Below are 22,744 nucleotides of genomic sequence, written 5' to 3' on the forward strand. Positions count from 1 at the left end.
ATCTTCGGTCGCATCCGCCGTAGTGACGCGGGCGTGGCGCGAGCCTGACAGCGCGCCGTGCGTGCGGTCGGTGCGCGGTGCGTCCCGGATCGACTAGTCCTGGGACTCGGCTTTGTTCCCCGCACGCCAGCGGATGCCCGCCGCGATGAACCCGTCGAGGTCTCCGTCGAAGACGGTGGCGGGGTTGCCCGATTCGTACCCCGTGCGCAGATCCTTGACGAGCTGCTGGCCGTAGAGGAAGTACGAGCGCATCTGATCGCCCCAGCTGGCCGTGATGGTGCCGGCGAGCTCCTTCTTCTTGGCCGCCTCCTCCTCCTTCTGGAGCAGGAGCAGGCGTGTCTGCAGCACGCGCATGGCGGCGGCGCGGTTCTGGATCTGCGACTTCTCGTTCTGCATGGAGACGACGATGCCGGTGGGGAGGTGGGTGATGCGCACGGCGGAGTCGGTCGTGTTGACCGACTGGCCACCCGGGCCGGACGAGCGGAACACGTCGACGCGGATGTCGCCCTCCGGGATGTCGACCTGCGTGGCCTCCTCCATGAGCGGGATGACCTCGACCGCGGCGAACGACGTCTGGCGCTTGTCGGCGGACCCGAACGGGCTGATGCGGGCCAATCGGTGCGTGCCGGCCTCGACCGAGAGCGTGCCGAACGCGTACGGGACATCGACCTCGAAGGTCGCCGACTTGATGCCGGCGCCCTCGGCGTAGGAGGTGTCCATCACCTTGACCGGGTACTTGTGCTGCTCCGCCCAGCGCAGGTACATGCGCATGAGCATCTCGGCGAAGTCGGTGGCGTCGTCGCCACCCGCGCCGGAGCGGATGGTGACGATGGCCGCGCGCTCGTCGTACTCGCCGCTCAGCAGGGTCTGCACCTCCAGGTCGCCGAGCGCCTTCTGCAGGGACTCGAGCTCGGTGCGCGCCTCGGCGGCGGACTCCTCGTCGTCGCCCTCGTTGGCGAGCTCGACGAGCACCTCGAGATCGTCGAGGCGCCGCTCGATGGTGGTGATGCGGCCGAGCTCGGCCTGGCGGTGGCTCAGCGCGCTGGTGACCTTCTGCGCGTTGGCGGTGTCGTCCCAGAGGTCGGGGGCACCCGCCTGCTCGCTCAGCTCGGCGATCTCGGCGCGGAGCTTGTCGGGGTCGACGACAGCGGTGATGTCGGCCAGGGTCGAGCGCAGCTCGGCGATCTGCGGGGAGAGGTCCAGTTCAATCATGTCGGCGTCCAGCCTACCGGCCGGGCGTGCGGCCGGGGACGGCCGCGGAAAGTTGTACGGTATTAAGGAGATGACTATCGACGAGCGCCCCTTCCGCTTCCGCTCCGTCGCCCTCGCCGCCTTCCTGCCGACGCTGCTCTTCTCGATCGGCGAGGGCGCGATCATCCCGATCATCCCGATCGCCGCCGGCAACCTCGGCGCGTCGCTCGCGATGGCCGGTTTCATCGCCTCGATGGTGATGCTCGGCGAGCTGGCCGGCGACATCCCGAGCGGCTGGATCGTGTCGCGCTTCGGCGAGCGCCGATCGATGATCGCCGCCGCTCTGGTGGCGATCATCGGAATCGCGGTCTGCCTCCTCGCGCCGAACTACTGGGTGCTCATGGTCGGCATCTTCGTGGTCGGCCTGGCGACGGCGGTGTTCGCGCTCGCCCGGCACGCCTTCATGACGACCTACGTTCCGCAGCAGTACCGTGCGCGCGCACTCTCGACGCTCGGCGGGATCTTCCGCGGCGGGTGGTTCGTCGGCCCGCTCATCGCCTCCGCCGTCATCGCTCTGACCGGCTCGACGCAGTCGGTGTTCTGGATCTTCGTGGTCGGCTGCGTCGGCGCCGTCGTGGTGCTGATCGCACTGCCGGACCCGGAGAAGATGTTCGGGCCGGCTCCGCGCGCCACGGATCCGAAGGGCGAGCCGGTCACGGCGGGCGAGGAGGAGGCGGAGGAGCGCACTCACGGCCTGTTCCGCACGATCTGGCTGTTCCGCGCCGTGCTGATCCGGATGGGCTCGGGCGTCGCGCTCGTGAGCGCCGTGCGCTCGGCGCGCACCGTGCTCATGCCCCTGTGGGCCGTCTCCATCGGCCTGAGTGAGGCGAACACGGCACTCATCATCGGCATCGCCGGTGCCGTCGACTTCGCCCTGTTCTACGCGAGCGGGCAGATCATGGACCGGTTCGGCCGGATGTGGAGCGCCATCCCGTCGATGATCGGGCTCGGTGCCGGATTCCTGGCCCTGTCCTTCACGCACGACCTGGATGCGCGCGTCGCCTGGTACATCGGCGTCTCGCTCTTCCTCTCCGTCGCCAACGGCATCGGATCGGGCATCGTCATGACTCTCGGCGCCGACCTCGCGCCGCGGGAGGCGCCCGCGCCCTTCCTCGGAGCCTGGCGCTTCTCGAGCGACGCCGGTCAGGCCGTCGCCCCGCTCGTCGTCTCCCTGTTGACGGCGGTCGTCTCGATTTCGTTCGCCGGCGGCGTGATGGGCGTGCTGGGACTGCTGGGGGCGATGATGCTCGGGCGCTACATCCCCCGGTACGTTCCCCGCACGGCGCGGCCCGCCTGACAGACGGGCGGGGCCGGGGAATAGGCTCGGCGTCGAGGCCGTTCGGCTTCATGCAAACGCATGAATGTGAGGACTGACATGGCGACCAGGCTCGAACTCGGGATCGACACCTTCGGAGACGTCACCCGCGACGCCGACGGCGCGCCCCTGCCCCACGCGCAGGTGCTGCGCAACGTCGTGGAAGAGGGCGTGCTGGCCGACCAGGTCGGCCTCGACTTCATCGGCATCGGCGAGCACCACCGCGCGGACTTCGCCGTCTCGGCCCCGGAGGTCGTGCTCGCCGCCATCGCAGGCCGCACCGAACGCATCCATCTCGGCTCCGCGGTGACCGTGCTCAGCTCGGACGACCCCGTGCGCGTGTTCCAGCGTTTCGCCACCCTGGACGGCGTCTCGGGCGGTCGCGCCGAGGTCATCCTCGGGCGGGGCTCGTTCATCGAGTCGTTCCCCCTCTTCGGGCTCGACCTCGGCCAGTACGAGGAGCTCTTCGAGGAGAAGCTCGAACTGTTCGCCGCGCTGCGCACGCAGGAGCCGGTGACGTGGGAAGGCAGCCTCCGGGCCCCGCTCACCGGGCAGTCGGTCTACCCGCACCTCGAGCACGGCCCGCTGAAGACCTGGATCGGCGTGGGCGGGAGCCCGGAGTCCGTCATCCGGGCCGCGCACTACGGGCTTCCCCTGATGCTCGCCATCATCGGCGGCGGCCCGATGCGCTTCCAGCCGCTTGCCGAGCTCTACCGCAAGGCCCTCGACCAGTTCGGGCAGGACGCCACACTGCCGATCGGCGTGCACTCCCCCGGGTTCGTCGCCGCCACCGACGAGGAGGCCAAGGAGATCCTGTGGCCGCATTACGAGGCCATGACCAACCGGATCGGACGCGAGCGCGGCTGGCCCCCGGCCTCGCGCGCCCGCTTCGAGCACGAGGCGGGAGAGGACGGCGCCCTGGTCGTCGGCTCGCCGGAGACGGTCGCGAAGAAGATCGCGTACACCGCCCGCGGCCTCGGCATCGAGCGCTTCGACCTCAAGATCAGCAACGGCACGCTCGGGCACGACCACCTCATGCGCGCCATCGAGCTGTACGGCACCGAGGTCGCCCCGCGCGTGCATGAGCTATTGTCGTAGCCGCGCCCAGCGCGCGCCGCGGGAGTGGTGAAACTGGCAGACACGCAGGATTTAGGTTCCTGTGCTTCACGGCGTGAGGGTTCGAGTCCCTTCTCCCGCACCGGAGGCCCTCTGCACGACAAAGACGCCGCACAGTAGGACCACAGGATGATCTTCGTCCGCATCGCGACAATTCGCACGGTTCGTGCAGGTTCCGGCCACTAAACTCGGCCCCGTACCTCGAACCCGTCTGGAGCGTCTTGATCCATCACGCCGGCCTCATCCCTTGGCTCGACCCGACCACCATCATCACGGCCGCCGGGCCGTGGGCGCTCGTCGTCGTGTGCGGCATCGTGTTCGCCGAGACAGGGCTCCTCGTCGGGTTCCTCCTGCCGGGCGACACGCTCCTGGTCATCTCGGGGCTGCTGACCCACACCTCGCTCGTGTTCGGAGTCGACATCTGGTGGGTGTGCCTCGCGATCGCGTTCGCCGCCTTCCTCGGCGGCGAGGTCGGCTACCTGATCGGCCACAAGGCCGGGCCACGGGTCTTCGAACGCAAGGAGAGCGGGCTCTTCAGCATGGAGAACGTGCGCCGGACCAACGCGTTCTTCGACCGTTTCGGTGCCCTGGCGATCATCCTCGCCCGCTTCGTTCCGATCGTCCGCACGTTCGCGCCCGTCGCCGCCGGCGTCGGCCACATGAACTACAAGAAGTACTCGCTCTACAACGCGATCGGCGCACTGATCTGGGGTGCCGGGCTGACGCTGTTCGGCTTCCTCATCGGTTACATCCCGCCGGTCGCGCATTTCGTGTCGAGCTACATCGACATCATCCTCATCGGCGCCGTCGTCATCACGCTCATCCCGACGCTGTTCCACTACTTCCAGTCGGTGCGCAAGTCGAAGAAGAAGCGCCTCGCGGACGCGGCCGCCGACGCGGACGCCGCAGCGGCGCACCCCGCTCCCACACCGGAGGCCTGACCGCGGCGATCCCGCCTAGCGGTGGAACTCGTCCTCGTGCTCGGCGTGCTCCGCCGGCTCGAGCTGAAAAGTCGAGTGCTCCACGTCGAAGTGCTCGGCGAGGCAACCGGACAGCTCGTCCAGCAGCGCTCCCGTCGACCCCGACCGGAACACCTCCTGCTCGACCACGACGTGAGCGGTGAACACCGGCGCGCCCGAGGTGATCGCCCACACGTGCACGTCGTGCACCGCCACGACGCCCCTCGCCCGGAGGATGTGGTCGCGGATCTGCGCCACGTCGGTGTCGGCGGGCGCCGCCTCGCTCAGCACGTGGACGACGTCGCGCAGCAGCAGGTAGGCGCGCGGCACGATGAACGCGGCGATCAGAAGGGACGCGATCGCGTCGGCGGGCCCCCAGCCGGTGGCCATGATAACGACGGCCGCGACGATGACCGTGACCGACCCGACGAGGTCGCCGAACACCTCCAGGTAGGCGCCGCGCATGTTGATCGAGTGCCCGGCCGCGGGCCGCAGGAGCATGAGAGCCACGAAGTTCGCCACGAGACCGATGACGGCCACGATGAGCATCGGCCCGCTCTGCACCTCCGACTCACCCGCCACGAGCCGGCCGATCGCGCCGATCGCGACCCCCACGGCGACGACGACCAGGATCAGCCCGTTGATGAGCGCGCCGAAGACCTCGGCGCGGCGGAAGCCGAACGTCTGCCGGTCCGTCGCCGGCCGCGCGGCGATGATGGTGGCGACGAGCGCGACGATCAGGCCGGTCAGGTCGCTCAGCATATGGCCGGCATCGGCGAGGAGGGCGAGCGAGCCGCTCAGCCAGGCTCCGACGACCTCCACGACCAGCACCGTCGACACGATGCCGATCGCGATCAGGAGGCGGTTGCGGTTCGCGGAATGACCGTGGTCGTGACTCATCCCTTCTACGGTAGACAGAAGCCCGGGCCCGCCGCCAGCGATCCCGCTAGATAGGAATGAGTGCCGTTCTCAGCTGGGGTCAGCGGCCGGCGAGGTCGCGCAACGCGGGCACGATCGCGGCGAACGCCCGGGCGCGGTGGCTCTCACGGTTCTTCGTGTCGGGACCGAGCTCCGCGGCCGTCTCGTCGTATCCCTCCGGCACGAAGATCGGATCGTAGCCGTGGCCGTGCGCTCCCCTGGCCTGCCGGGAGATCCTGCCGGGCCAGATCCCCTCGACCACCGTCGGTTCCTCCCCCGGCACGACGAGTGCCAGAGTGGCCGTGAAGTGCGCGGCACGGGACGCGTCCGGCATGTCCGAGAGCTGGTCGAGCAGCAGCTGGAGGTTGGCCTGCGCGTCGCCGTGACCTCCCGCCCAGCGGGCCGAGAAGATGCCGGGTGAGCCGCCCATGACGTCGACGCAGATGCCGGAGTCGTCCGCGAGTGCCGGGAGGCCCGTGTGCGCGGAGGCCGCGCGCGCCTTGATGAGGGCGTTCTCCGCGAACGTCGACCCGTCCTCGACGGGCTCGGGTCCGTCATACCGCACGATCTCGATCCCGGGGACGGCATCGCCCAGGATCTGCTGGAACTCCAACGCCTTGTGGACGTTGTGAGTGGCGAGGACGACGCGCACCACGGCTCAGGCCCCCGCGCCGATGGCGGCCTTCTGCACGTCCGACAGCTCGGTCGTGCCGAGCAGCGCGAGGTCGAGCAGCGAATTGAGCTCGGAGCGGTCGAACGGGGCGCCCTCGGCGGTGCCCTGCACCTCCACGAACAGACCGCGGCCGGTGACGACGACGTTCATGTCCGTCTCGGCACGCACGTCCTCCACGTAGGCGAGGTCGAGCATCGGCGTGCCGTCGATGATGCCGACCGAGACGGCCGAGACGGAGTCGATCAGCGGCGTCGCCCGCTGTGCGATGAAGCGGTGCTCACGACCCCACTCGAGTGCGTCCGAGAGGGCGACATAGGCGCCGGTGATGGCGGCGGTGCGGGTCCCCCCGTCGGCCTGCAGCACGTCGCAGTCGATCACGATCGTGTTCTCGCCGAGCGCCTTCATATCGACGACGGCGCGCAGGCTGCGGCCGATCAGCCGGCTGATCTCGTGGGTGCGGCCGCCGATCTTCCCCTTGACCGCCTCCCGGTCCATCCGGTCGTTGGTCGAGCGCGGCAGCATGGCGTACTCCGCGGTCACCCAGCCACGACCTTTGCCCGCCATCCATCGGGGCACGCCGTTCGTGAACGACGCCGTGCACAGCACGCGGGTGTCGCCGAACGAGATGAGCGCCGATCCCTCCGCCTGCTTGCTCCAGCCGCGCTCGATGGTGACCGGGCGGAGCTGGTCGGCGGTGCGCCCGTCGGCGCGGATGTTATCGGTCACGTGGCTCTCCTCGTGTGGATGGGATGGTCAGAACGGAAGGTCGATGACGCCGGTCTGCACCAGGTCGACACGGGAGACCTCCGGGCCGATGAAGCGGTGCGCGAGGCGCAGGAAGTTGTCGGCGTCGAGGCCGGTCGCCTCGTAGTGGATCGTCGGCGGTTCGGCGGACCGGCGCTCCAGGCCTCCGCCCACGAGCGTCCGGTAGACGTCCTTCGCGGTCTCCGTGTCGCTGGAGACCAGGGAGACGCCCTCGCCCATCACGTAGGAGATCGCGCCTTTGAGGAAGGGATAGTGCGTGCAGCCGAGCACGAGTGTGTCGACATCGGCGTCGCGCAGCGGCTCCAGGTAGTCGGCGGTCACCTGCAGCACCTCGTCGCCGCTGGTGATGCCCGCTTCGACGAACTCGACGAACCGCGGGCACGCCTGCGTGAAGAGCTCGAGCGTCGGCGCGGCGGCGAAGGCGTCCTCGTAGGCGCGGGAGGCGATGGTGCCGACCGTGCCGATCACTCCGACCCGACCGGTGCGCGTCGCGCGCACGGCGCGCCGGACGGCCGGCTGGATGACCTCGATCACCGGGACGGAGTAGCGCTCGCGGGCGTCGCGCAGCATCGCCGACGAGGCGGTGTTGCACGCGATCACCAGCAGCTTAACACCCTGTTCGACCAGGAAGTCCAGCACCTCGAGCGAGTACCGCCGCACGTCGGCGATCGGCTTCGGCCCGTACGGCGAATGTGCGGTGTCGCCCACGTAGAGGATCGACTCGTTCGGGAGCTGGTCGCGGATCGCACGCGCGACCGTGAGCCCGCCGACTCCCGAGTCGAAGATCCCAATCGGCGCATCCGTCACAGCGATCCAGCCTACCCCGCCGTCCGGTGCGGCACGCCGCTAGGCTGATCGGGTGACCGAGTCATCCGCGCTCCTGACCGACCGCTACGAGCTCACCATGATCGACGCCGCCCTTCTGAAGGGCACGCATGACCGCGAGTGCGTCTTCGAGGCGTTCACCCGCAGGTTGCCGGAGGGGCGGCGCTACGGGGTCCTCGCCGGCACCGGGAGGCTGCTCGAGCTGCTCCGGGAGTTCCGGTTCCGCGATGAGGAGCTCGACTACCTGCGCGAGAACGCCGTCGTCCGGTCGGAGACGCTGGACTGGCTCGCCGGGTACCGGTTCTCCGGCACGATCCGCGGATATCGCGAGGGCGAGGTGTTCTTCCCCGGATCGCCCTTCCTGATCGTGGACGCGCCGTTCGCCGAGGGCGTGGTGCTCGAGACCCTCATCCTGAGCGTCTTCAACTACGACTCCGCGGTGGCCTCCGCCGCCGCGCGCATGGTCTCCGCCGCCGCCGGCCGCCCCCTCGCAGAGATGGGCTCGCGCCGCGCCAACGAGCGCAGCGCCGTCGCCGCCGCCCGCGCCGCGTACATCGCCGGTTTCGGTGCGACGTCGAACCTCGAAGCCGGCCGCACCTGGGGCGTCCCGACCATGGGGACGGCGGCGCACGCCTTCACCCTGCTGCACGACTCGGAGGAGGACGCCTTCCGCGCCCAGGTCGACGCCCTCGGGCCCGGCACCACCCTGCTCGTCGACACCTACGACGTCGAGCGGGCGATCGAGACCGCCGTGAAGGTCGCGGGGCCGGGGCTGGGCGCGGTGCGCCTCGACTCTGGTGACCTCCCGAAGCTGGTGAGACGGGTGCGCGAGAAGCTCGACGGTCTCGGCGCGACGGAGACGAAGATCACCGTCACGAACGACCTCGACGAGTTCACCATCGCCGCCCTCGCCGCGTCCCCGGTCGACTCGTACGGCGTCGGGACCTCGGTCGTCACCGGCTCCGGGTCCCCCGCCTCCGGCATGGTCTACAAGCTCGTGGCGCACCGCACGGTCGACGGCACCGGCGAGTGGGTTCCCGTCGCCAAGAAGTCGGACGGCAAGGCGAGCGTCGGCGGGCGCAAGCACCCCGTGCGTCGGCTCGACGAGCGCGGTCTCGCGGTGGCGGAGGTCGTCCACATCGTCGACGACGGCGATGTTCCCGATGACACCGGGCGAGACCTGCTGGTCCCGCTCGTCACCGATGGCGAGATCCACCCCGAGCACCTCGGCGCGGACGGTACCCGCCGGGCGAGGGAGCACCGCGAACGCGCGATGCGGGAGCTCCCGGAGCAGGCGTTCCGCGTCGGTCGCGGCGACCCGGTGCTGCCGACGATCTTCGCCTAGGTGGCTCTACTCGTCCTTGAGCTTCTCGTAGATCTCTTTGCACGACGGGCAGACGGGGAACTTCTCCGGATCCCGCCCGGGGGTCCACTTCTTGCCGCACAGCGCCTTGACCGGCTTGCCGGTGATCGCGGACTCGAGGATCTGCTCCTTCTTCACGTAGTGCGAGAAGCGCTCGTGATCGCCCGGCTCGACGTTCTGGAGGAGCTCCTCGAGCTCGCGGTCCAGCGTCGCCGCACCGCCGCCCGAGGGCAGACCGCCTGGTTCGGAGATGCTCGCCTCGTTCATCCCTCCAGTGTAGACGCGTCGCTCAGCCGTTGCGCGTGGCGAACGCCATGACGTCCGTCCCGCGCCGGTCGAACAGGCGGGCACCGGCCCAGAGGCCGCCGAACAGGCAGGCGAAGCCGATGATCACCGCGACGACGGGGGCGACCCCGAGCCAGAACGGGTTCACCACCAGGCCCAGCACGAGGAACACGACCACCGGAGAGGCCAAGAGGAGGATGGCGAAGAAGCTGAGCGACTGCACCAACGCCGCCGAAGCGCCGGACGTCTGCGGCTGGGTGAAGGCGCTGTCACCCGGTTTCGTGGCCGGATACGGGAACAGCACCGAGGAGATCGACGAGAGGCCCAGCCCGATCACCAGGATCGCCCCGCTCAGCGCGGCGACGGTCGGGAGGATCGCCCAGTCGCCGTAGGCGATCGTGGTCGCGATCGAGCCGATCGCGATCACCGGGATGCCGATCACGATCGGCGGGAAGAGACGCCCGACGCGGTCGGCGATGCCGCGGGTTCCGGAGACGATGTGCAGCCACACGGCCGTGCCGTCGAACGCCACGTCGTTGTGGACGCTCCAGCCGAGGAACAGGCACACCAACGGCAGCGGGACCAGCGAGACGTAGTGCGACGGCAGCCCTGCGAGCAGGAGCGCGACGATGACGAAGACCGGGATCACCGGGATCATGACGATCGAGACCCAGTAACGCGGATCGCGACCCCAGTACGTCATCGAACGCGCCGCGATCGCCGCGGTCGGTCCGCCGTGGAGCCGGCCGAACCAGCCCGTGCCGTGGTAGGCCTTCGTGCGCGCACGGCGCGGGGGCGTGACGAGGACGGTGCTCACCAGGACGTCCCAGACGAGCCAGAGGAGCCCGACGGTCGCCACGGCCACGAGCAGCTGCAGGAGCGCGCGACCGAGGTCGCCCGAGGCTGCTGCCCCGGGAGCGCTCCAGGCCGCACCCAACGGCGTCCACGACATCCAGGACGCCGCACCCGAGAGCGCCCCGAGCCCGTCGCGGCCCCAGTCGACGGTCACCAGCAGCAGCACGGCCGGCGCCAGGAGGACGAGCAGCAGCGTGGCGACGACGCCGCCCGCCTCCCGCGATCGTCTGGTCGCCAGCAGGAACGACGCGAGCGCGGTCGAGACGCGCGAGGCCAGCACGCAGGTGGCGACCACCAGCACGGCCGAGACGAGGGCGACGATCGTGGTCATCGGATCCCGCGACCAGGTGACGACCGTCGCGGCGCTGCACACGATGAGCACGAACGACGGGATGCCGACCAGGCCCGCCAGCAGCAGCCCGGTCGACAGGACCCGGTTCGGGAGGCCGAACAAGGCGAACTTTCGGGGGTCGAGCGTATCGTCGACGCCGAACAGCAGCGGCAGCAGGAGGAAACCGGCCACGACGATCGAGCCGAGCACGACGAGCACATCGTGCACGGCGTCGACATCGGTCACCAGGCGCGCCGCGACCAGCGCCGAGACGGCCACCACGGTGATGACGCCGCCGTAGACGACCCCCAGGACCAGCCCGAAAACCTGCCACGGGCTGCGCCGGAAGGCGTTGCCCATCAGCCGGAGCTTCAGTCCGAGAAACTGTGCAACCACTCCATGCCCTCCGCTGCCTTGCGTCCGCCCGCGAGGTCGACGAACCGCTCCTCGAGCGTCTGCTCGCCGCGCACCTCGTCGATGGTGCCGGCCGCGAGGACCTTGCCGCGCACGATGATGGCGACGCTGTCGCACACGCGCTGGATCATGTCCATGCCGTGACTCGACAGCACGACCGTGCCGCCGGCAGCGGTGTAGCGCTGCAGGATGTCGACGACGTTCGCCGCGGAGACCGGGTCGACCGACTCGAAGGGCTCGTCGAGCACCAGGAGGCGCGGCGAGTGGATCATCGCTGCGGCCAGAGCGATCTTCTTCGTCATCCCGGCCGAGTAATCGGCGACGAGGCGGTCGAGAGCGTCGTCGATTCCGAAGGCCGTCGCGAGGTCGGCCGAGCGGGCTCGCACCGTCTTGGCGCTGAGCCCGCGGAGCGTGCCTGCATACTGCAGGAACTGCGCGCCCGTGAGGCGATCGAACAGCCGGAGACGATCGGGGAGCACGCCGATGACGCGCTTGGCTCGGATCGGGTCGGCCCACGCGTCCACGCCGTGCACGATCACCGACCCGGCGTCCGGGCGAAGGAGACCGGTGACCATCGAGAGCGTCGTGGTCTTGCCCGCGCCGTTCGGACCGACGATGCCGTAGAAGGAACCCTCGCGCACTTCGAGGCTCACGTGGTCGACCGCCACCGTGTCGCCGAAGCGCTTGTGGATGTCGCGGACGGCGAGCACGGTCGGGCGCGGATCCGGGGCGGGAGCCGGAGTCTGTTCCGTCGCCGCCTCGTCTGCGGCGACGGTCGCGGGCGATGCCGTGCGGGCCTTCGCGGACGTGCTGCGCTTGCGCGGCGCCCGCGTGCTGGTGCCGGTGGCGGCCGGCGCGGTCTTCGCCGGCGTGCGCCGCGGAGCCGGGCGCGGCTTGGCCTGCGCCCCCTCGCTCGTGCTCTCCGTCATGGTCTCCCCCGTATCCCCCGCAGTGCCCGTGTGCTCCACGGCGACGCCCGTGTCCTCGACGGGCTCGGCGTCGTCCTGATGCACACGCTCGAAACTCACCCCGCTAACGTACCAACAGGCTCACCTCAGGACAGCCCTCCGGTGCGATTCGGGCGCGCCGGAGCACCTCTGAAACACCTGTGAGGAACATAACGACCCCGCAACGACATCCGTCAACCCCTGCCCCCGGAGAGGGGGCGTCGGTAGTCTGGTCGAGGCATGAAGGGGTGTCCATACGCGTAAGCGCTGATGAACCCTGGGTTAACCGTCCCAGTCCCGGTGCGTGGCTACGAAGCCGCAGCGCCCGTCCGCGCGGATTCCAAGGAGATGATTGTGACGACCCAGGTAGTGATCCTCGCGGCCGGGATGGGCAGCCGCCTCGGCCGCAGCCTTCCGAAGCCGCTGACCGAGCTGAGCGACGGCCGCACGATCATGCAGCAGCAGTTCGACAACATCCACGCCGCCTTCGGCAAGGATGTCACGGTCACGATCGTCGTCGGCTACAAGCTCGAGCACATCATCGAGGCCTTCCCGGACGCCCAGTTCGTCTACAACGAGCAGTACGACCAGACCAACACCTCCAAGAGCCTCATGCGCGCCCTGCAGGCCTCCGGCCCCGGCGGCGTGCTCTGGATGAACGGCGACGTGGTGTTCGACCCCGCCGTTCTGGTGCGCGGCGCGGCCATGGTGAGCCGCGACCAGACGTTCGTGACGGTCAACACCTCGTCGGTCGCCGACGAGGAGGTCAAGTACACGACCGGCCCGGAAGGCTACATCCAGGAGCTCTCGAAGACCGTCAAGGGCGGCCTGGGCGAGGCCGTGGGCATCAACTACATCTCGAGCGCCGACAAGGCAGCCCTCGTGCGCCAGTTGCAGCGCGTCGGCGACCAGGACTACTTCGAACGCGGCATCGAGCTCGCCATCGAGCAGGACCGCCTGCTGGCCGAGCCGGTGGACATCTCCGATCTCTATGCGGTGGAGGTCGACTTCCAGGAGGACCTGGAGCGCGCGAATCTTTTCGTGTAGTCGAAGCCGCGTGACGGATCACGCAGCTTCGATCAATACGATGGGTACTCGTGACCAGTTCTTCGCTTGAGGTGCGCCCTGCGCAGCGGACCCGTTTCGCACGCTATCGGCACTCCCTCTGGTTGCTGACCAAACGCGACCTCCGCGTCCGCTACTCGACCAGCGCCCTCGGTTACCTGTGGTCGATCCTGGATCCGCTCGTGATGAGCGCGATCTACTGGTTCGTCTTCACGGTGATCTTCCATCGCGGCGTCGGCGAGGACCCGTACATCGTCTTCCTGCTCGCGGCCCTGCTGCCGTGGATGTGGTTCAACGGAGCGGTGTCGGACAGCACACGGGCGTTCCTGCGGGAGTCCAAGCTCATCCGGTCGACGATGATCCCGCGCACGATCTGGGTCAACCGCATCGTCGCATCCAAGGGCATCGAGTTCCTGCTGTCGCTGCCGGTGCTCGCGGTGTTCGCGATCGCCACCGGCGCGCGGGTGAACATCGACATCCTGCTGTTCCCGCTTGCCGTGCTGATCCAGACGGTGCTCACGATCGGGATCGGGCTCCTGATCGCCCCCCTCGTCGTGCTCTTCCGCGACCTCGAGCGGGTGGTCAAGCTCGCCCTCCGCTTCCTGTTCTACGCGTCGCCGATCATCTACAGCGCGCGCGATCTGCCCGGAGGCTGCGGAGGCGCCGACGTCGCCGCCAAGCACTGCGCCGCCTACGCGGCTGCCCACCCGGACGCGATCGGGGACACGCTCTTCTCGCTGCACTTCTGGTCCGCGTTCAACCCCCTCACCGGCATCTTCAGCCTGTATCGGGCGACCTTCTTCGCGGCGGAGCTGGACTGGTTCCTCGTCGGTGTGAGCGCCGCGATGTCCGTGGTCATCCTGTTGGTCGGCTGGCTGGTGTTCAAGCGCTACGAGCGCGATGTGCTGAAGGAGATCTGAGTGGCGCCCGTCATCGAGGTCGCCGGACTCGGCGTGCGGTTCCGCCGCAATCGCGGCGGCCGGAGATCGTTCAAGGACCTTTTCGCGTCGCGCCAGCGGCGCACGCGACCGGACGACTTCTGGGCACTGCGCGGTGTCTCGTTCCGGGTCGAGGCCGGCGAGGCGATCGGCGTCGTCGGCCGGAACGGACAGGGGAAGTCGACGCTGTTGAAGCTCGTCGCCGGCGTGCTCCTGCCGGACGAGGGCTCCGTGCGCGTGCACGAGGGCGTCGCGCCGCTGATCGAGATCACCGGCGGCTTCGTGGACGACCTCACCGTCCGCGACAACGTCTACCTCACCGCGGGCCTCCACGGTATGACGCGTGCTCAGATCGACGCGCGCTTCGACGAGATCATCGGGTTCGCCGAGATCGGCGACTTCGTGGACACGCCGTACAAGCATCTCTCGAGCGGAATGAAGGTACGGATCGCCTTCTCGGTGATCTCGCAGCTGGAGGAGCCCGTGTTGCTGGTCGACGAGGTGCTGGCGGTCGGCGACCGGGGGTTCCGCGAGAAGTGCTACCGGCGCATCGAGGAGCTCCTCGCCGGCGGGCGGACGCTGTTCTTCGTCTCGCACAACGAGAAGGACCTGCGCCGGTTCTGTGCTCGCGGGCTCTACCTCGACAAGGGCGGACTCGTGCTCGATGGGCCGATCTCGGACGTTCTGGATCTCTACAACCAGGACTACGGAGGCTGACGAGAATCCCCGATCAGGGCACTTTTCGAGAGCAGCACGGATCTCTCCACAAAAAGAATCCGATCGAGTTTTCCCCACATGTGGCTTAACTGCCCGATTCGGGGGCGGGAGCGTCGGACGGGGTGGCTAACGTCGTCGGCATGAGAGACCGACGAAACCTCCGCAGCCCCCGTCCCGCCTTGCCGCTCCGCCGCTTCGCGTATCGCGTCCCGTGGAGCGTCGACCGCAGCACCGCTCCGCACTATCGGCTCGTGAACACCGGCGGCGACGTGCTCACGGGCGTCAGCGTCAGCGTGGCGGGCCACTCCGAACTGCGCGTGAGCGCACCCACCTCCGTGAGCCCGGGCGAATGGGTCAGAGCGAGCCTCTCCGGCTCCGACCTGGCGCGTGACACCATCCTCGTCGTTCGCTGGTTCCCACCGGACGGCCGCGAGTACCTCTGGCAGGTGTCGTTCTGAGCCAGCGGGCCGGCGAGGGTCGAGCCCTCGCCGGCCGGAGGATCGCGGGCGAGACTAGGAGACCCGGCTCGTGTCGCGGGCGCGGATGTAGTCAGCAGCCGTGAGCACGGTCAGTTCGGCCGGAAGATGCTCGGCGGTGATCGCCTCCGTGAAGTACCCGATATCTCGTCCGAGCACGCTGGCGATCCGCAGCACGGTCAAGAGGCTCGGGTTGGCCGTACCGCGCTCGATCTTGCCGTAGTTCGTCACGTGCATCTGGGCGAGGTCGGCGACGGCCTCCTGACTCAGCCCGAGCTCGATGCGGGCCATCCGAACACGGCTCCCGAAGATCTCCGCGGCGGGAGAGAGTGGTTCTAGCATGTCTCATTCCTAGTGATCAGCCATCGACAGGGCCAGAGCGCTAGAGCCTCAGGAGGTTAGAGCATCAAATGCATCGAACGCATGCATCCAGCTTCACCGCCTCGGGTGCAACCGCTGTGGGCCATGGGCGCGCGGGTGCGCGAGACGACCAGAGCCTTCAGCTGAATGCCCGCTCGGGCGGTGCGCCTACACTCTGTAGCAATGGCCAAGAAGCAGCTCCCCTACGTCTCCGCGACCGGCGGACCTCCGCGTGGCGGCGACACGCCCCGACTCGTCGACGCCACCCTCGATCGATTCCTGGGCGTCCAGCGCCCGGCGGTCATCGCCCACCTCCGCGCGCTGCGACGACGGCATCCCGAGGCGACCGGGCCCGAACTGGCGGCCATGCTCGAACGGCGGTACCTCGCGGCAGTCACCACCGGAGGCGCTGCGGTCGGCGCGACGGCGGTGATCCCGGCCATCGGCACGGGGATCACACTGGCGCTGTCGGGGCTCGAGACCGCCGCCTTCCTGGAGGCGACCGCGCTCTATGCGCAGTCGCTCAGCGAACTGCACGGAATCGCGGTCGACGACCCGAACCGCGCGCGAGCGCTCGTCCTCACGATGATGCTAGGCAAGGAGGGCTCCGATCTCGTGAGGCAACTGGCCGGGCAGGTGGGCGGGGGAAGCGTGACCCGCACGGCCTACTGGGGTGAACTCGTCACGTCCACACTGCCGTCGATGGTGGTCGGACCGCTGGTCGACCGGTTGAAGAGCGTATTCCTTCGGCAGTTCGCGGTCCGCGGTGGTGCGGGGATCGTGGCGCGCGCGATCCCGTTCGGGGTCGGGGCCGTCGTCGGAGGAGCCGGCAACAACATCCTCGGCCGCCGAGTGGTGCACAACTCGCGATTGGCCTTCGGCGCCGCGCCTCTCGTGGTGCCCGCGACCCTCCAGCCCGGCGAGGGGCCGGCCGCCGTGATCCGTCTCGGCCGCGCGACGGGGGACCGCGTGCTCCGGGTCGGCACGGTGATCCGCGGAGCACTCCCTCGACGCGCGGGCACCCGGTCGTCTGTGGCACCGGCTCCCGCACCGCACGAGCTCGACGCGGAGGACGGAGCGGACGGGCCGACGGCCTGAGAGTCCCCGGCCATCAGACAGGCGGCCGCTCAGACGATCGGCGGGCGCCCGGCACGTGCCATGCGCCAGACGGTGCGCCACCGGATCGGCCGCCGTTCACCGGGATCCGTGCGCCACCCCTCGACCCAGCCGCCGAACCAGGCACGCAGCACGGCGGGCTTGCGGAACCAGCGCAGGAGCTGGATGCCGGTCCACGAGCCGACATAGACCGGGACGAGGACGGCGGGGAGATTGCGCCGGGCCAACCAGACGCGATTGCGGGCGTTGAGGCGGTAGTAATAGGCGTGGCGGGTGGGAGACACAGCCGGGTGCTCGGCAAGGAGATCGCCCGCGTACCAGACCCGCTTGTCCTGATCCCACACCTTCCACGCGAGATCGATGCCCTCGTGGGCGTAGAAGAACGGATCGGCCCACCCGCCGGCACGCTCGAACACGGTGCGAGGAAGCACGATCGCCGCCTCCAGCACCGAGAACACGGTGCTCGACGCCGTCGGATCGCCCTTGCGGATGCGCGGGATCCAGCGCCGCGGCGATTCCCCGCCGTGCGGGTCGGCGAGCCGGGGTTGCAGCATCCCGATCGACGGATCCTCGACGAGGAGGCCGATGGCGTCGGCGAGGAAGGTCGGAGACGGGATGCTCGCATCGTCGTCGAGGAAGAAGAGCCACTCGCCGTTCACGAGCGGAACACCGCGGTTGCGGCCGGCCGGGATACCGAGGTTCTCGGGCAGCGCGAGCGCCGCGACGCCGTCCGGGAGAGGCGGGTCGGCGGTCGCCGGGTCCCAGCCGTTGCCGACGACGACGATGTCGATGCGAACACCCCGCTGCGCCAGCACGGACTCGAGACCGTGCCGCAGCTCGACGGGGCGGGTGCCCTGCGTGAGCACCACGACGCCGACGGCGGGCTGCTCAGCCACGGACGCGCCGGGAGGCCATGATCGCGACGAAGTGCCCGATCACGGCGAGGAGGGCGAGCGGGACGAGAGCCGAGAGAAGAATCCGATCCGCGAGGACCGGACCGATGAAGAGCCCGACGATCGCGAACACGAAGATCAGGATCGTCAGCTCGACCGAGTGGTACAGGCGGTGGAACGGCAGGTAGCGCGCCGCCCGGCGGAGCGAGGCGATCACACCGTTGGTCGGCGCGTACGCCGCCTTGGTGTCCGCGAGCTTGGGGAGGCCTGCATTGGCGCGGGCGACCCGGACCATGTCGTTCAGAGCCTTGTTCAGCACGATCAGCAGCGCGAGGAGCGTGCCGAGGTTCGTCCAGAGGAAGTCCTGGGGCGCCTCGAACGGGAAGCCCGCGGCGCGCACGCCGAGGACGATCGCGATGAGCGTCTCCGTGGTGTAGTGACCCACGTTGTCGAGGAAAATCCCGGCGGGCGACGACGTCTTGCGCCAGCGCGCGACTTCACCGTCGCAGCAGTCGACCAGCATCTGCAGCTGGCCCAGGACGAGCGCGAGCGCCGCTCCCCCGATGCCGGGGACGAGCAGGCTGGCCGCGGTGGCCCAGCCGGTCAGGATCATCAGTCCGGTGACGCCGTTGGCGGAGATGGAGGTCTTGAGCAGGATCCACGTGAGGTACGGCGAGAGCATGCGCAGGTACAGCGACGCCGTCCAGTGCTCGGCGTTGCGACGGCCGCGGACCTCGGGCGGCTGTGCGACCGCCTTGAGCTCGGCGATCGAGGCCGGGCGGGTCGTCCGCGCCCCGCTACCCTGTGCTGACATGCCTACCTTCCCGTATGGGCCGTGATGTTGCGCGTGAGAGACAGGTACCCGAGCACGAAACCGGTCCCCCAGCAGAAATGAATGCACGGCAAGACTACGAGAAACCAGAGGAAGGGGCGAAAACCGTCGCGACGCCCCCAGAGCACGGCGGAGACCACGACGATCAGCAGGTAGAAGGCGGGCGCGGCGAAGCCCCACAGAAGCCACGGCGCGGCCCCCACCGCATTCTGCACGATGCCGACCAGGCCGAGGAGCGTGCCGATGGCGACGCCCAGAACCATCACGGGCGGAGCGAAGTAGCGCAGGCCATTGGAGGCCGGATACCGGCGAGCCAGCTCGCCGCGCCAGATACCCGTCGAGAAGAATTGGCGGCCCAGCCGATAGAGATTGGGGCGCGGGCGGTACGTGACCGTCAGCCGCGGGGTGAACCAGACCGTACCGCCCGAGTGCCGGATGCGCCGGTTCAGCTCCCAGTCCTGGCCGCGCTTGATCTCCTCGTCGAAGAGCCCGACTTCCAGCAGCTTGTCGCGTCGGAACACGCCCAGGTAGACCGTCTCGGCGGCGCCCGCGGAGCCGCCGACGTGGAGCTTGGTGCCGCCCAGACCGACCCGGCTGCCGTACGCGCGCGCCACCGCCCGCTCGAAATCGGTGGTGCCCTGCGCGTCCATCAGACCGCCGACGTTGTCGGCACCGGTCTCGAGCATCGTCTCCACGGCGATGCGGGTGTAGTCGACGGGAAGCACGCTGTGCGCGTCGACGCGGACGATGATCGGGAAGTGCGACTCGCGGATGGCCAGGTTGAGCCCGGCCGGCGTGGACCCGACGACGTTGTCGACGACTCGGATGCGCTGGTCGACGGCCGCGAGCTCCTCCACGAGCTCGGTGGTTCCGTCGATGCTCGGACCGAGGGCGATGGTCACCTCGATCGGGCCCGCGTAGTCCTGCGCCAGCAGGCTGTCGACGGCGGCGCGGACGTGTGTCGCCTCGTTGAGCACGGGCATCACGTACGAGACACCGGGCACGGTGTTCGGGGTGTCGTCCGGCATGCGTTCCATTCGTGATTCCAGGGTCCGCCCGAGCCTACCAGCCGGTTGCTGAGCAGCTTCGATTCACGAGGAAGGCGCCCCGTGCCGGGCACGGGGCGCCTATCCGGTCGCGGGGCGGGATCAGTTCGCGGTCAGCGAGCCGAGAGTGACCGTCGCGGTCTTCGTCTGGCCGTCGCGCACATAGGTGAGCTCGGCCGTGGCACCGGCTGCGAGCGCGCGCACCTGGGCGGTGAGGTCGGTCGCGTCGGTGATGGGCACGCCGTTGACGTTGACGACGATGTCGCCCGCCTTCAGCCCGGCACCGGCGGCGGCACCGCCAGACGTGACCTCCTTGATCAGCGCGCCGACGGTGGTCGCCTTGCTGTCGGAGCTGGCGTCGGCGACGGAGGCGCCCAGGAGGCCGTGCGTGGCAGAGCCGTTCTTGATCAGCTCGTCGGAGATCCGCTTGGCGAGGTTCGACGGGATCGCGAAGCCGACGCCGATGCTTCCGGACTGGCCGCTCGAGTCGCTGCTGCTGTTCGCGCTGGCGATCGCGACGTTGACGCCGATGAGCTCGCCCTTGCTGTTGAGCAGCGCGCCGCCCGAGTTGCCGGGGTTGATCGACGCGTCGGTCTGGATCACCGGCAGCGAGATCGTGCCCTTCGAGGTGGACTGCTGCTGGGAGCCGCTGCCGCCCTGGCCCGGGAAGTCGAAGTTGAACGGGTTCTGCGAGCCACCGTTGCCGTTGCCATTGCCGTTGCCGTCGCTGCCGTCGGTCGACTTCGGCGCGGCCGAGGACGCGATGCTGATGCTGCGGTTGAGAGCGCTGACGATGCCGTCGGTGACGGTTCCGGAGAGTCCGAGCGGGGCTCCGATCGCGACGGCGGTGTCGCCGACGTTGAGCTTGCTCGAGTCGGCGAACGTCATCGGGGTCATGCCGGACGCGCCGTCGAGCTTGATCACCGCGAGGTCGGTCGTCGGGTCGGTGCCGACGATCTTCGCCGAGTAGATCTTGCCGTCGTTGTCGGTCACGCTGATGGAGACGTCGGAGGCGGCACCGTCGAGGGTGACGACGTGCGTGTTGGTCAGGATGTACCCGTCCGACGTGAGGACGATGCCCGAGCCGGTGCCGCCTTCGCTGGAGGCGGTGACCGAGATGGTGACGACGCTCGGCGAGGCCTTGGCGGCGACGGCCGTGACCGTGGTGGCGTTGTTGGCATCGTTCACGGTGATGTTCTGCGGACCCGAGACGGTCTTGATCGTGGCGTTGTTCGAGTTGGCCGCGGAGTAGATGCCGACGCCGGCGCCGGCGCCGGCCAGGCCGCCGACGAGGGCGCCGATCGCGAGCGTGGCGATGATGAGGCCGGTGTTGCGCTTCTTGGCCGGACGGTCGGCCCCGGGGGTACCGGGGGCGCCGGGGGCGCCGGGTGCCGGTGTGCCCGGCGCTGCGGCGTACGCGTGCTGGTGGGCGTGCGGGGCGTAGCCGCCTGCCGGGGCGGCGCCGGCGTAGGCCGGCTGACCGAACGAACCGTTGCCGTAGTCGGGCTGCTGCGCGGTGGGCTGCTGCGCGGTCGGCTGCTGCGCGGTCGGCTGCTGCGCGGTGGGCTGCTGCGCGGTGGGCTGGGCTCCGTACGGCTGCTGAGGCGCGACCGGCTGGGTCGGCTGCGTCTGCTGCGGGGCGACAGGCTGCGTGGGCTGAGCCGCGGGAGCGCTCCATCCACCGGCCGGGGCGGCCGACGCGGCCTCGGGGGCGGTGGGCTGCTCGACGACGAGCGGAGCGGGCGTCTCGATGACAGGAGCGGCAGGCGCATCGGCGGCCGGAGCGGCGGGGGCCTCGGCGGCCGACCCGGCGACGGCCGGGGTGTCGGTGGAGGCGGTGCTGCCAGCATCCACGACCGCGTCGGTGTCGGCGTCGTGCTGGGCCTTCGCGGGCTCCGGGGTGATCGGGGTGTCGGTCATGGTGTTGCTCCTTCCAAGCACAGACAGCTTGGGACGCGAACCTGGGTGTTCTATTTGCGCCCCCTGTGGGCTGCCTTCCGCCTGTCGATGACTCTCCTTAACCTAGTCGACGGGTCTGGCGCCGCCCGGGCGGTTAGGTTGGGAGAGCAGCGGAGAAAGGGGTGGACATGTCGGTCTCGGGAGCCTGGCGTCGAGCGGCGGGCGGGGCGGGTCTGCTCGGCTCCGACGGTTCGGTCCGTCCGACGATCTTCGCCGAGATGAGCGCCCTGGCCTCCCGCACGGGCGCGATCAACCTGGGGCAGGGGTTCCCCGACGAGGACGGCCCCGCTGAGGTGCTCGACGCCGCGGTCGCCGCGATCCGCTCGGGCGCCAACCAGTATCCGCCCGGCCCGGGCATCCCCGCACTCCGGCAGGCCGTCGCGGAGCACCAGCACCGGTTCTACGGCCTCGAGCCGGATCCCGACAGGGAGGTGCTGATCACCGCGGGCGCCACCGAAGCCATCGCCGCCACGTTGCTCGCCCTGCTGGAGCCTGGCGACGAGGTCGTGACCTTCGAGCCCTTCTACGACGAGTACGGCGCCGTGATCGCCCTGGCCGGAGGCCGCCACGTCACGGTGCCGCTCGAACCTCCCATGTTCCTCCCCGATCCCGACCGGTTGCGAGCGGCAGTCACCGACAGGACGCGCGTCATCCTCGTGAACACGCCCCACAATCCGACCGGGACCGTCTTCGACCGCGAACTGCTCACCACCATCGTCGAGCTCGCCGAGCGCCACGACGCCGTGATCGTGACCGACGAGGTCTACGAGCACCTCACCTTCGGGCCCGAGCACATTCCCGTCGCGACGCTGCCGGGTGCACAGGGGCGCACCGTGACGATCTCCTCGGGCGGGAAGACCTTCAACACCACCGGATGGAAGGTGGGCTGGCTCACCGCTCCCCCGGAGCTGGTGACCGCGGTGCTGGCGGTGAAGCAGTTCCTGACCTACGTGAACGGGGCGCCGTTCCAGCCGGCCATCGCCACGGGCCTCGCACTGCCCGACTCGTTCTTCTCCGGTATCGCCGCGGAGCTCGCACGCAAGCGGGACATCCTGTCCGCCGGTCTCCGGGAGGCCGGGTTCGGCGTTCTGCCGACCGATGGCACATACTTCGTCGTCGCGGACGCGGCTCCGCTCGGCCACTCCGACGCGGTCGGCTTCTGCCGCGCGCTCCCGGAACTCGCCGGGGTGGTGGGCGTCCCGCTCGCCGCGTTCTGCCGCCCCGAGTACGCGGCGCGCACCGCCTCCCTGGTCCGCTTCGCGTTCTGCAAGCGGGAGGCTGTGCTCACCGAGGCCGCCGCGCGGCTCTCGGCGCTGCGGGCCTGA

Annotated in this window: 23 protein-coding genes and 1 tRNA gene; 11 read left to right on the forward strand and 13 right to left on the reverse strand. The window is 69.6% G+C overall.

Annotation, left to right across the window (positions count from 1 at the left end):
- Positions 1 to 93 precede the first annotated feature (93 nt).
- Positions 94 to 1,212, reverse strand: coding sequence for a peptide chain release factor 2 (prfB, locus tag LLS1_RS05735; RefSeq protein ID WP_223360488.1), 1,119 nt, complete (start codon positions 1,210 to 1,212; stop codon positions 94 to 96).
- Positions 1,213 to 1,282: 70 nt separating this feature from the next.
- On the opposite strand from prfB, the gene LLS1_RS05740 reads away from it, so the two are divergent.
- The 4 genes from LLS1_RS05740 (at position 1,283) to LLS1_RS05755 (ending at position 4,623) form a co-directional block, all read left to right on the forward strand.
- Positions 1,283 to 2,548 carry an MFS transporter gene (locus tag LLS1_RS05740; protein ID WP_226653960.1) on the forward strand — a complete coding sequence of 422 codons (1,266 nt, stop codon included), beginning with the start codon at positions 1,283 to 1,285 and terminating at the stop codon, positions 2,546 to 2,548.
- A gap of 78 nt (positions 2,549 to 2,626) precedes the next feature.
- Positions 2,627 to 3,664, forward strand: a complete 1,038-nt coding sequence (locus LLS1_RS05745; RefSeq protein WP_226653961.1) for an LLM class flavin-dependent oxidoreductase — start codon at positions 2,627 to 2,629, stop codon at positions 3,662 to 3,664.
- A gap of 18 nt (positions 3,665 to 3,682) precedes the next feature.
- Positions 3,683 to 3,764, forward strand: a tRNA-Leu gene (locus tag LLS1_RS05750).
- A gap of 139 nt (positions 3,765 to 3,903) precedes the next feature.
- The gene (locus tag LLS1_RS05755; RefSeq protein WP_226653962.1) at positions 3,904 to 4,623 is read left to right on the forward strand and encodes a DedA family protein; all 720 of its coding nucleotides are present in this window, start codon (positions 3,904 to 3,906) and stop codon (positions 4,621 to 4,623) included.
- Between the two features lie 15 nt (positions 4,624 to 4,638).
- Here LLS1_RS05755 and LLS1_RS05760 read toward each other — a convergent pair whose 3' ends face one another.
- The 4 genes from LLS1_RS05760 to murI all read right to left on the reverse strand — a co-directional run bounded on the left by LLS1_RS05760 (position 4,639) and on the right by murI (position 7,804).
- On the reverse strand, positions 4,639 to 5,541 hold the full coding sequence (locus tag LLS1_RS05760; protein ID WP_226653963.1) for a cation diffusion facilitator family transporter: 903 nt from the start codon (positions 5,539 to 5,541) through the stop codon (positions 4,639 to 4,641).
- A 79-nt stretch (positions 5,542 to 5,620) separates the two neighbouring features.
- Positions 5,621 to 6,214 carry an RdgB/HAM1 family non-canonical purine NTP pyrophosphatase gene (rdgB, locus tag LLS1_RS05765; protein WP_226653964.1) on the reverse strand — a complete coding sequence of 198 codons (594 nt, stop codon included), beginning with the start codon at positions 6,212 to 6,214 and terminating at the stop codon, positions 5,621 to 5,623.
- Between the two features lie 3 nt (positions 6,215 to 6,217).
- Positions 6,218 to 6,958: a ribonuclease PH gene (rph, locus tag LLS1_RS05770; protein WP_308443793.1), complete on the reverse strand. Its 741-nt coding sequence runs from the start codon at positions 6,956 to 6,958 to the stop codon at positions 6,218 to 6,220.
- 27 nt (positions 6,959 to 6,985) lie between these two features.
- Positions 6,986 to 7,804, reverse strand: coding sequence for a glutamate racemase (gene murI, locus LLS1_RS05775; RefSeq protein ID WP_226653965.1), 819 nt, complete (start codon positions 7,802 to 7,804; stop codon positions 6,986 to 6,988).
- 52 nt (positions 7,805 to 7,856) lie between these two features.
- On the opposite strand from murI, the gene LLS1_RS05780 reads away from it, so the two are divergent.
- Positions 7,857 to 9,167, forward strand: a complete 1,311-nt coding sequence (locus tag LLS1_RS05780; RefSeq protein ID WP_226653966.1) for a nicotinate phosphoribosyltransferase — start codon at positions 7,857 to 7,859, stop codon at positions 9,165 to 9,167.
- A 6-nt stretch (positions 9,168 to 9,173) separates the two neighbouring features.
- On the opposite strand, the gene LLS1_RS05785 is transcribed toward LLS1_RS05780, so the two are convergent.
- The 3 genes from LLS1_RS05785 to LLS1_RS05795 are packed head-to-tail and all read right to left on the reverse strand — an operon-like array spanning position 9,174 to position 11,999.
- Positions 9,174 to 9,452, reverse strand: a complete 279-nt coding sequence (locus LLS1_RS05785; protein ID WP_223360480.1) for a DUF3039 domain-containing protein — start codon at positions 9,450 to 9,452, stop codon at positions 9,174 to 9,176.
- A 22-nt stretch (positions 9,453 to 9,474) separates the two neighbouring features.
- Positions 9,475 to 11,052 (reverse strand): hypothetical protein, encoded by a 1,578-nt coding sequence (locus LLS1_RS05790; RefSeq protein ID WP_226653967.1) that lies wholly within the window; start codon positions 11,050 to 11,052, stop codon positions 9,475 to 9,477.
- Positions 11,028 to 11,999 (reverse strand): ABC transporter ATP-binding protein, encoded by a 972-nt coding sequence (locus LLS1_RS05795; RefSeq protein ID WP_226654047.1) that lies wholly within the window; start codon positions 11,997 to 11,999, stop codon positions 11,028 to 11,030. The genes LLS1_RS05790 and LLS1_RS05795 overlap by 25 nt, the downstream gene beginning before the upstream one ends.
- A gap of 372 nt (positions 12,000 to 12,371) precedes the next feature.
- On the opposite strand from LLS1_RS05795, the gene LLS1_RS05800 reads away from it, so the two are divergent.
- The 4 genes from LLS1_RS05800 (at position 12,372) to LLS1_RS05815 (ending at position 15,195) form a co-directional block, all read left to right on the forward strand.
- Positions 12,372 to 13,064 carry an NTP transferase domain-containing protein gene (locus tag LLS1_RS05800; protein ID WP_226653968.1) on the forward strand — a complete coding sequence of 231 codons (693 nt, stop codon included), beginning with the start codon at positions 12,372 to 12,374 and terminating at the stop codon, positions 13,062 to 13,064.
- A 50-nt stretch (positions 13,065 to 13,114) separates the two neighbouring features.
- Complete coding sequence (locus LLS1_RS05805) at positions 13,115 to 14,002, forward strand: ABC transporter permease (RefSeq protein ID WP_226653969.1); 888 nt, start codon at positions 13,115 to 13,117, stop codon at positions 14,000 to 14,002.
- Complete coding sequence (locus LLS1_RS05810; RefSeq protein ID WP_223360476.1) at positions 14,003 to 14,737, forward strand: ABC transporter ATP-binding protein; 735 nt, start codon at positions 14,003 to 14,005, stop codon at positions 14,735 to 14,737.
- Between the two features lie 140 nt (positions 14,738 to 14,877).
- Positions 14,878 to 15,195 carry a hypothetical protein gene (locus LLS1_RS05815; RefSeq protein WP_226653970.1) on the forward strand — a complete coding sequence of 106 codons (318 nt, stop codon included), beginning with the start codon at positions 14,878 to 14,880 and terminating at the stop codon, positions 15,193 to 15,195.
- Between the two features lie 54 nt (positions 15,196 to 15,249).
- Here LLS1_RS05815 and LLS1_RS05820 read toward each other — a convergent pair whose 3' ends face one another.
- Entirely contained in the window at positions 15,250 to 15,555 is a 306-nt protein-coding gene (locus LLS1_RS05820; RefSeq protein WP_223360474.1) for a helix-turn-helix domain-containing protein, read from the reverse strand.
- 201 nt (positions 15,556 to 15,756) lie between these two features.
- On the opposite strand from LLS1_RS05820, the gene LLS1_RS05825 reads away from it, so the two are divergent.
- A complete protein-coding gene (locus LLS1_RS05825; protein ID WP_226653971.1) occupies positions 15,757 to 16,671 on the forward strand; it encodes a hypothetical protein in 915 nt (304 codons plus the stop codon).
- A gap of 29 nt (positions 16,672 to 16,700) precedes the next feature.
- Here LLS1_RS05825 and LLS1_RS05830 read toward each other — a convergent pair whose 3' ends face one another.
- The 4 genes from LLS1_RS05830 to LLS1_RS05845 form a co-directional block, all read right to left on the reverse strand.
- On the reverse strand, positions 16,701 to 17,585 hold the full coding sequence (locus LLS1_RS05830; RefSeq protein ID WP_226653972.1) for a glycosyltransferase family 2 protein: 885 nt from the start codon (positions 17,583 to 17,585) through the stop codon (positions 16,701 to 16,703).
- A complete protein-coding gene (locus LLS1_RS05835; protein WP_223360471.1) occupies positions 17,578 to 18,396 on the reverse strand; it encodes a CDP-alcohol phosphatidyltransferase family protein in 819 nt (272 codons plus the stop codon). Before LLS1_RS05835 ends, LLS1_RS05830 begins: the two co-directional genes overlap by 8 nt.
- A gap of 2 nt (positions 18,397 to 18,398) precedes the next feature.
- Positions 18,399 to 19,442, reverse strand: a complete 1,044-nt coding sequence (locus LLS1_RS05840) for a glycosyltransferase family 2 protein (protein WP_223360470.1) — start codon at positions 19,440 to 19,442, stop codon at positions 18,399 to 18,401.
- A 120-nt stretch (positions 19,443 to 19,562) separates the two neighbouring features.
- Entirely contained in the window at positions 19,563 to 21,380 is a 1,818-nt protein-coding gene (locus tag LLS1_RS05845) for a S1C family serine protease (protein ID WP_226653973.1), read from the reverse strand.
- Between the two features lie 167 nt (positions 21,381 to 21,547).
- On the opposite strand from LLS1_RS05845, the gene LLS1_RS05850 reads away from it, so the two are divergent.
- Positions 21,548 to 22,744, forward strand: a complete 1,197-nt coding sequence (locus LLS1_RS05850) for a pyridoxal phosphate-dependent aminotransferase (protein ID WP_226653974.1) — start codon at positions 21,548 to 21,550, stop codon at positions 22,742 to 22,744.

Source organism: Leifsonia sp. LS1 (assembly GCF_020521355.1).
Lineage (GTDB): Bacteria > Actinomycetota > Actinomycetes > Actinomycetales > Microbacteriaceae > Leifsonia.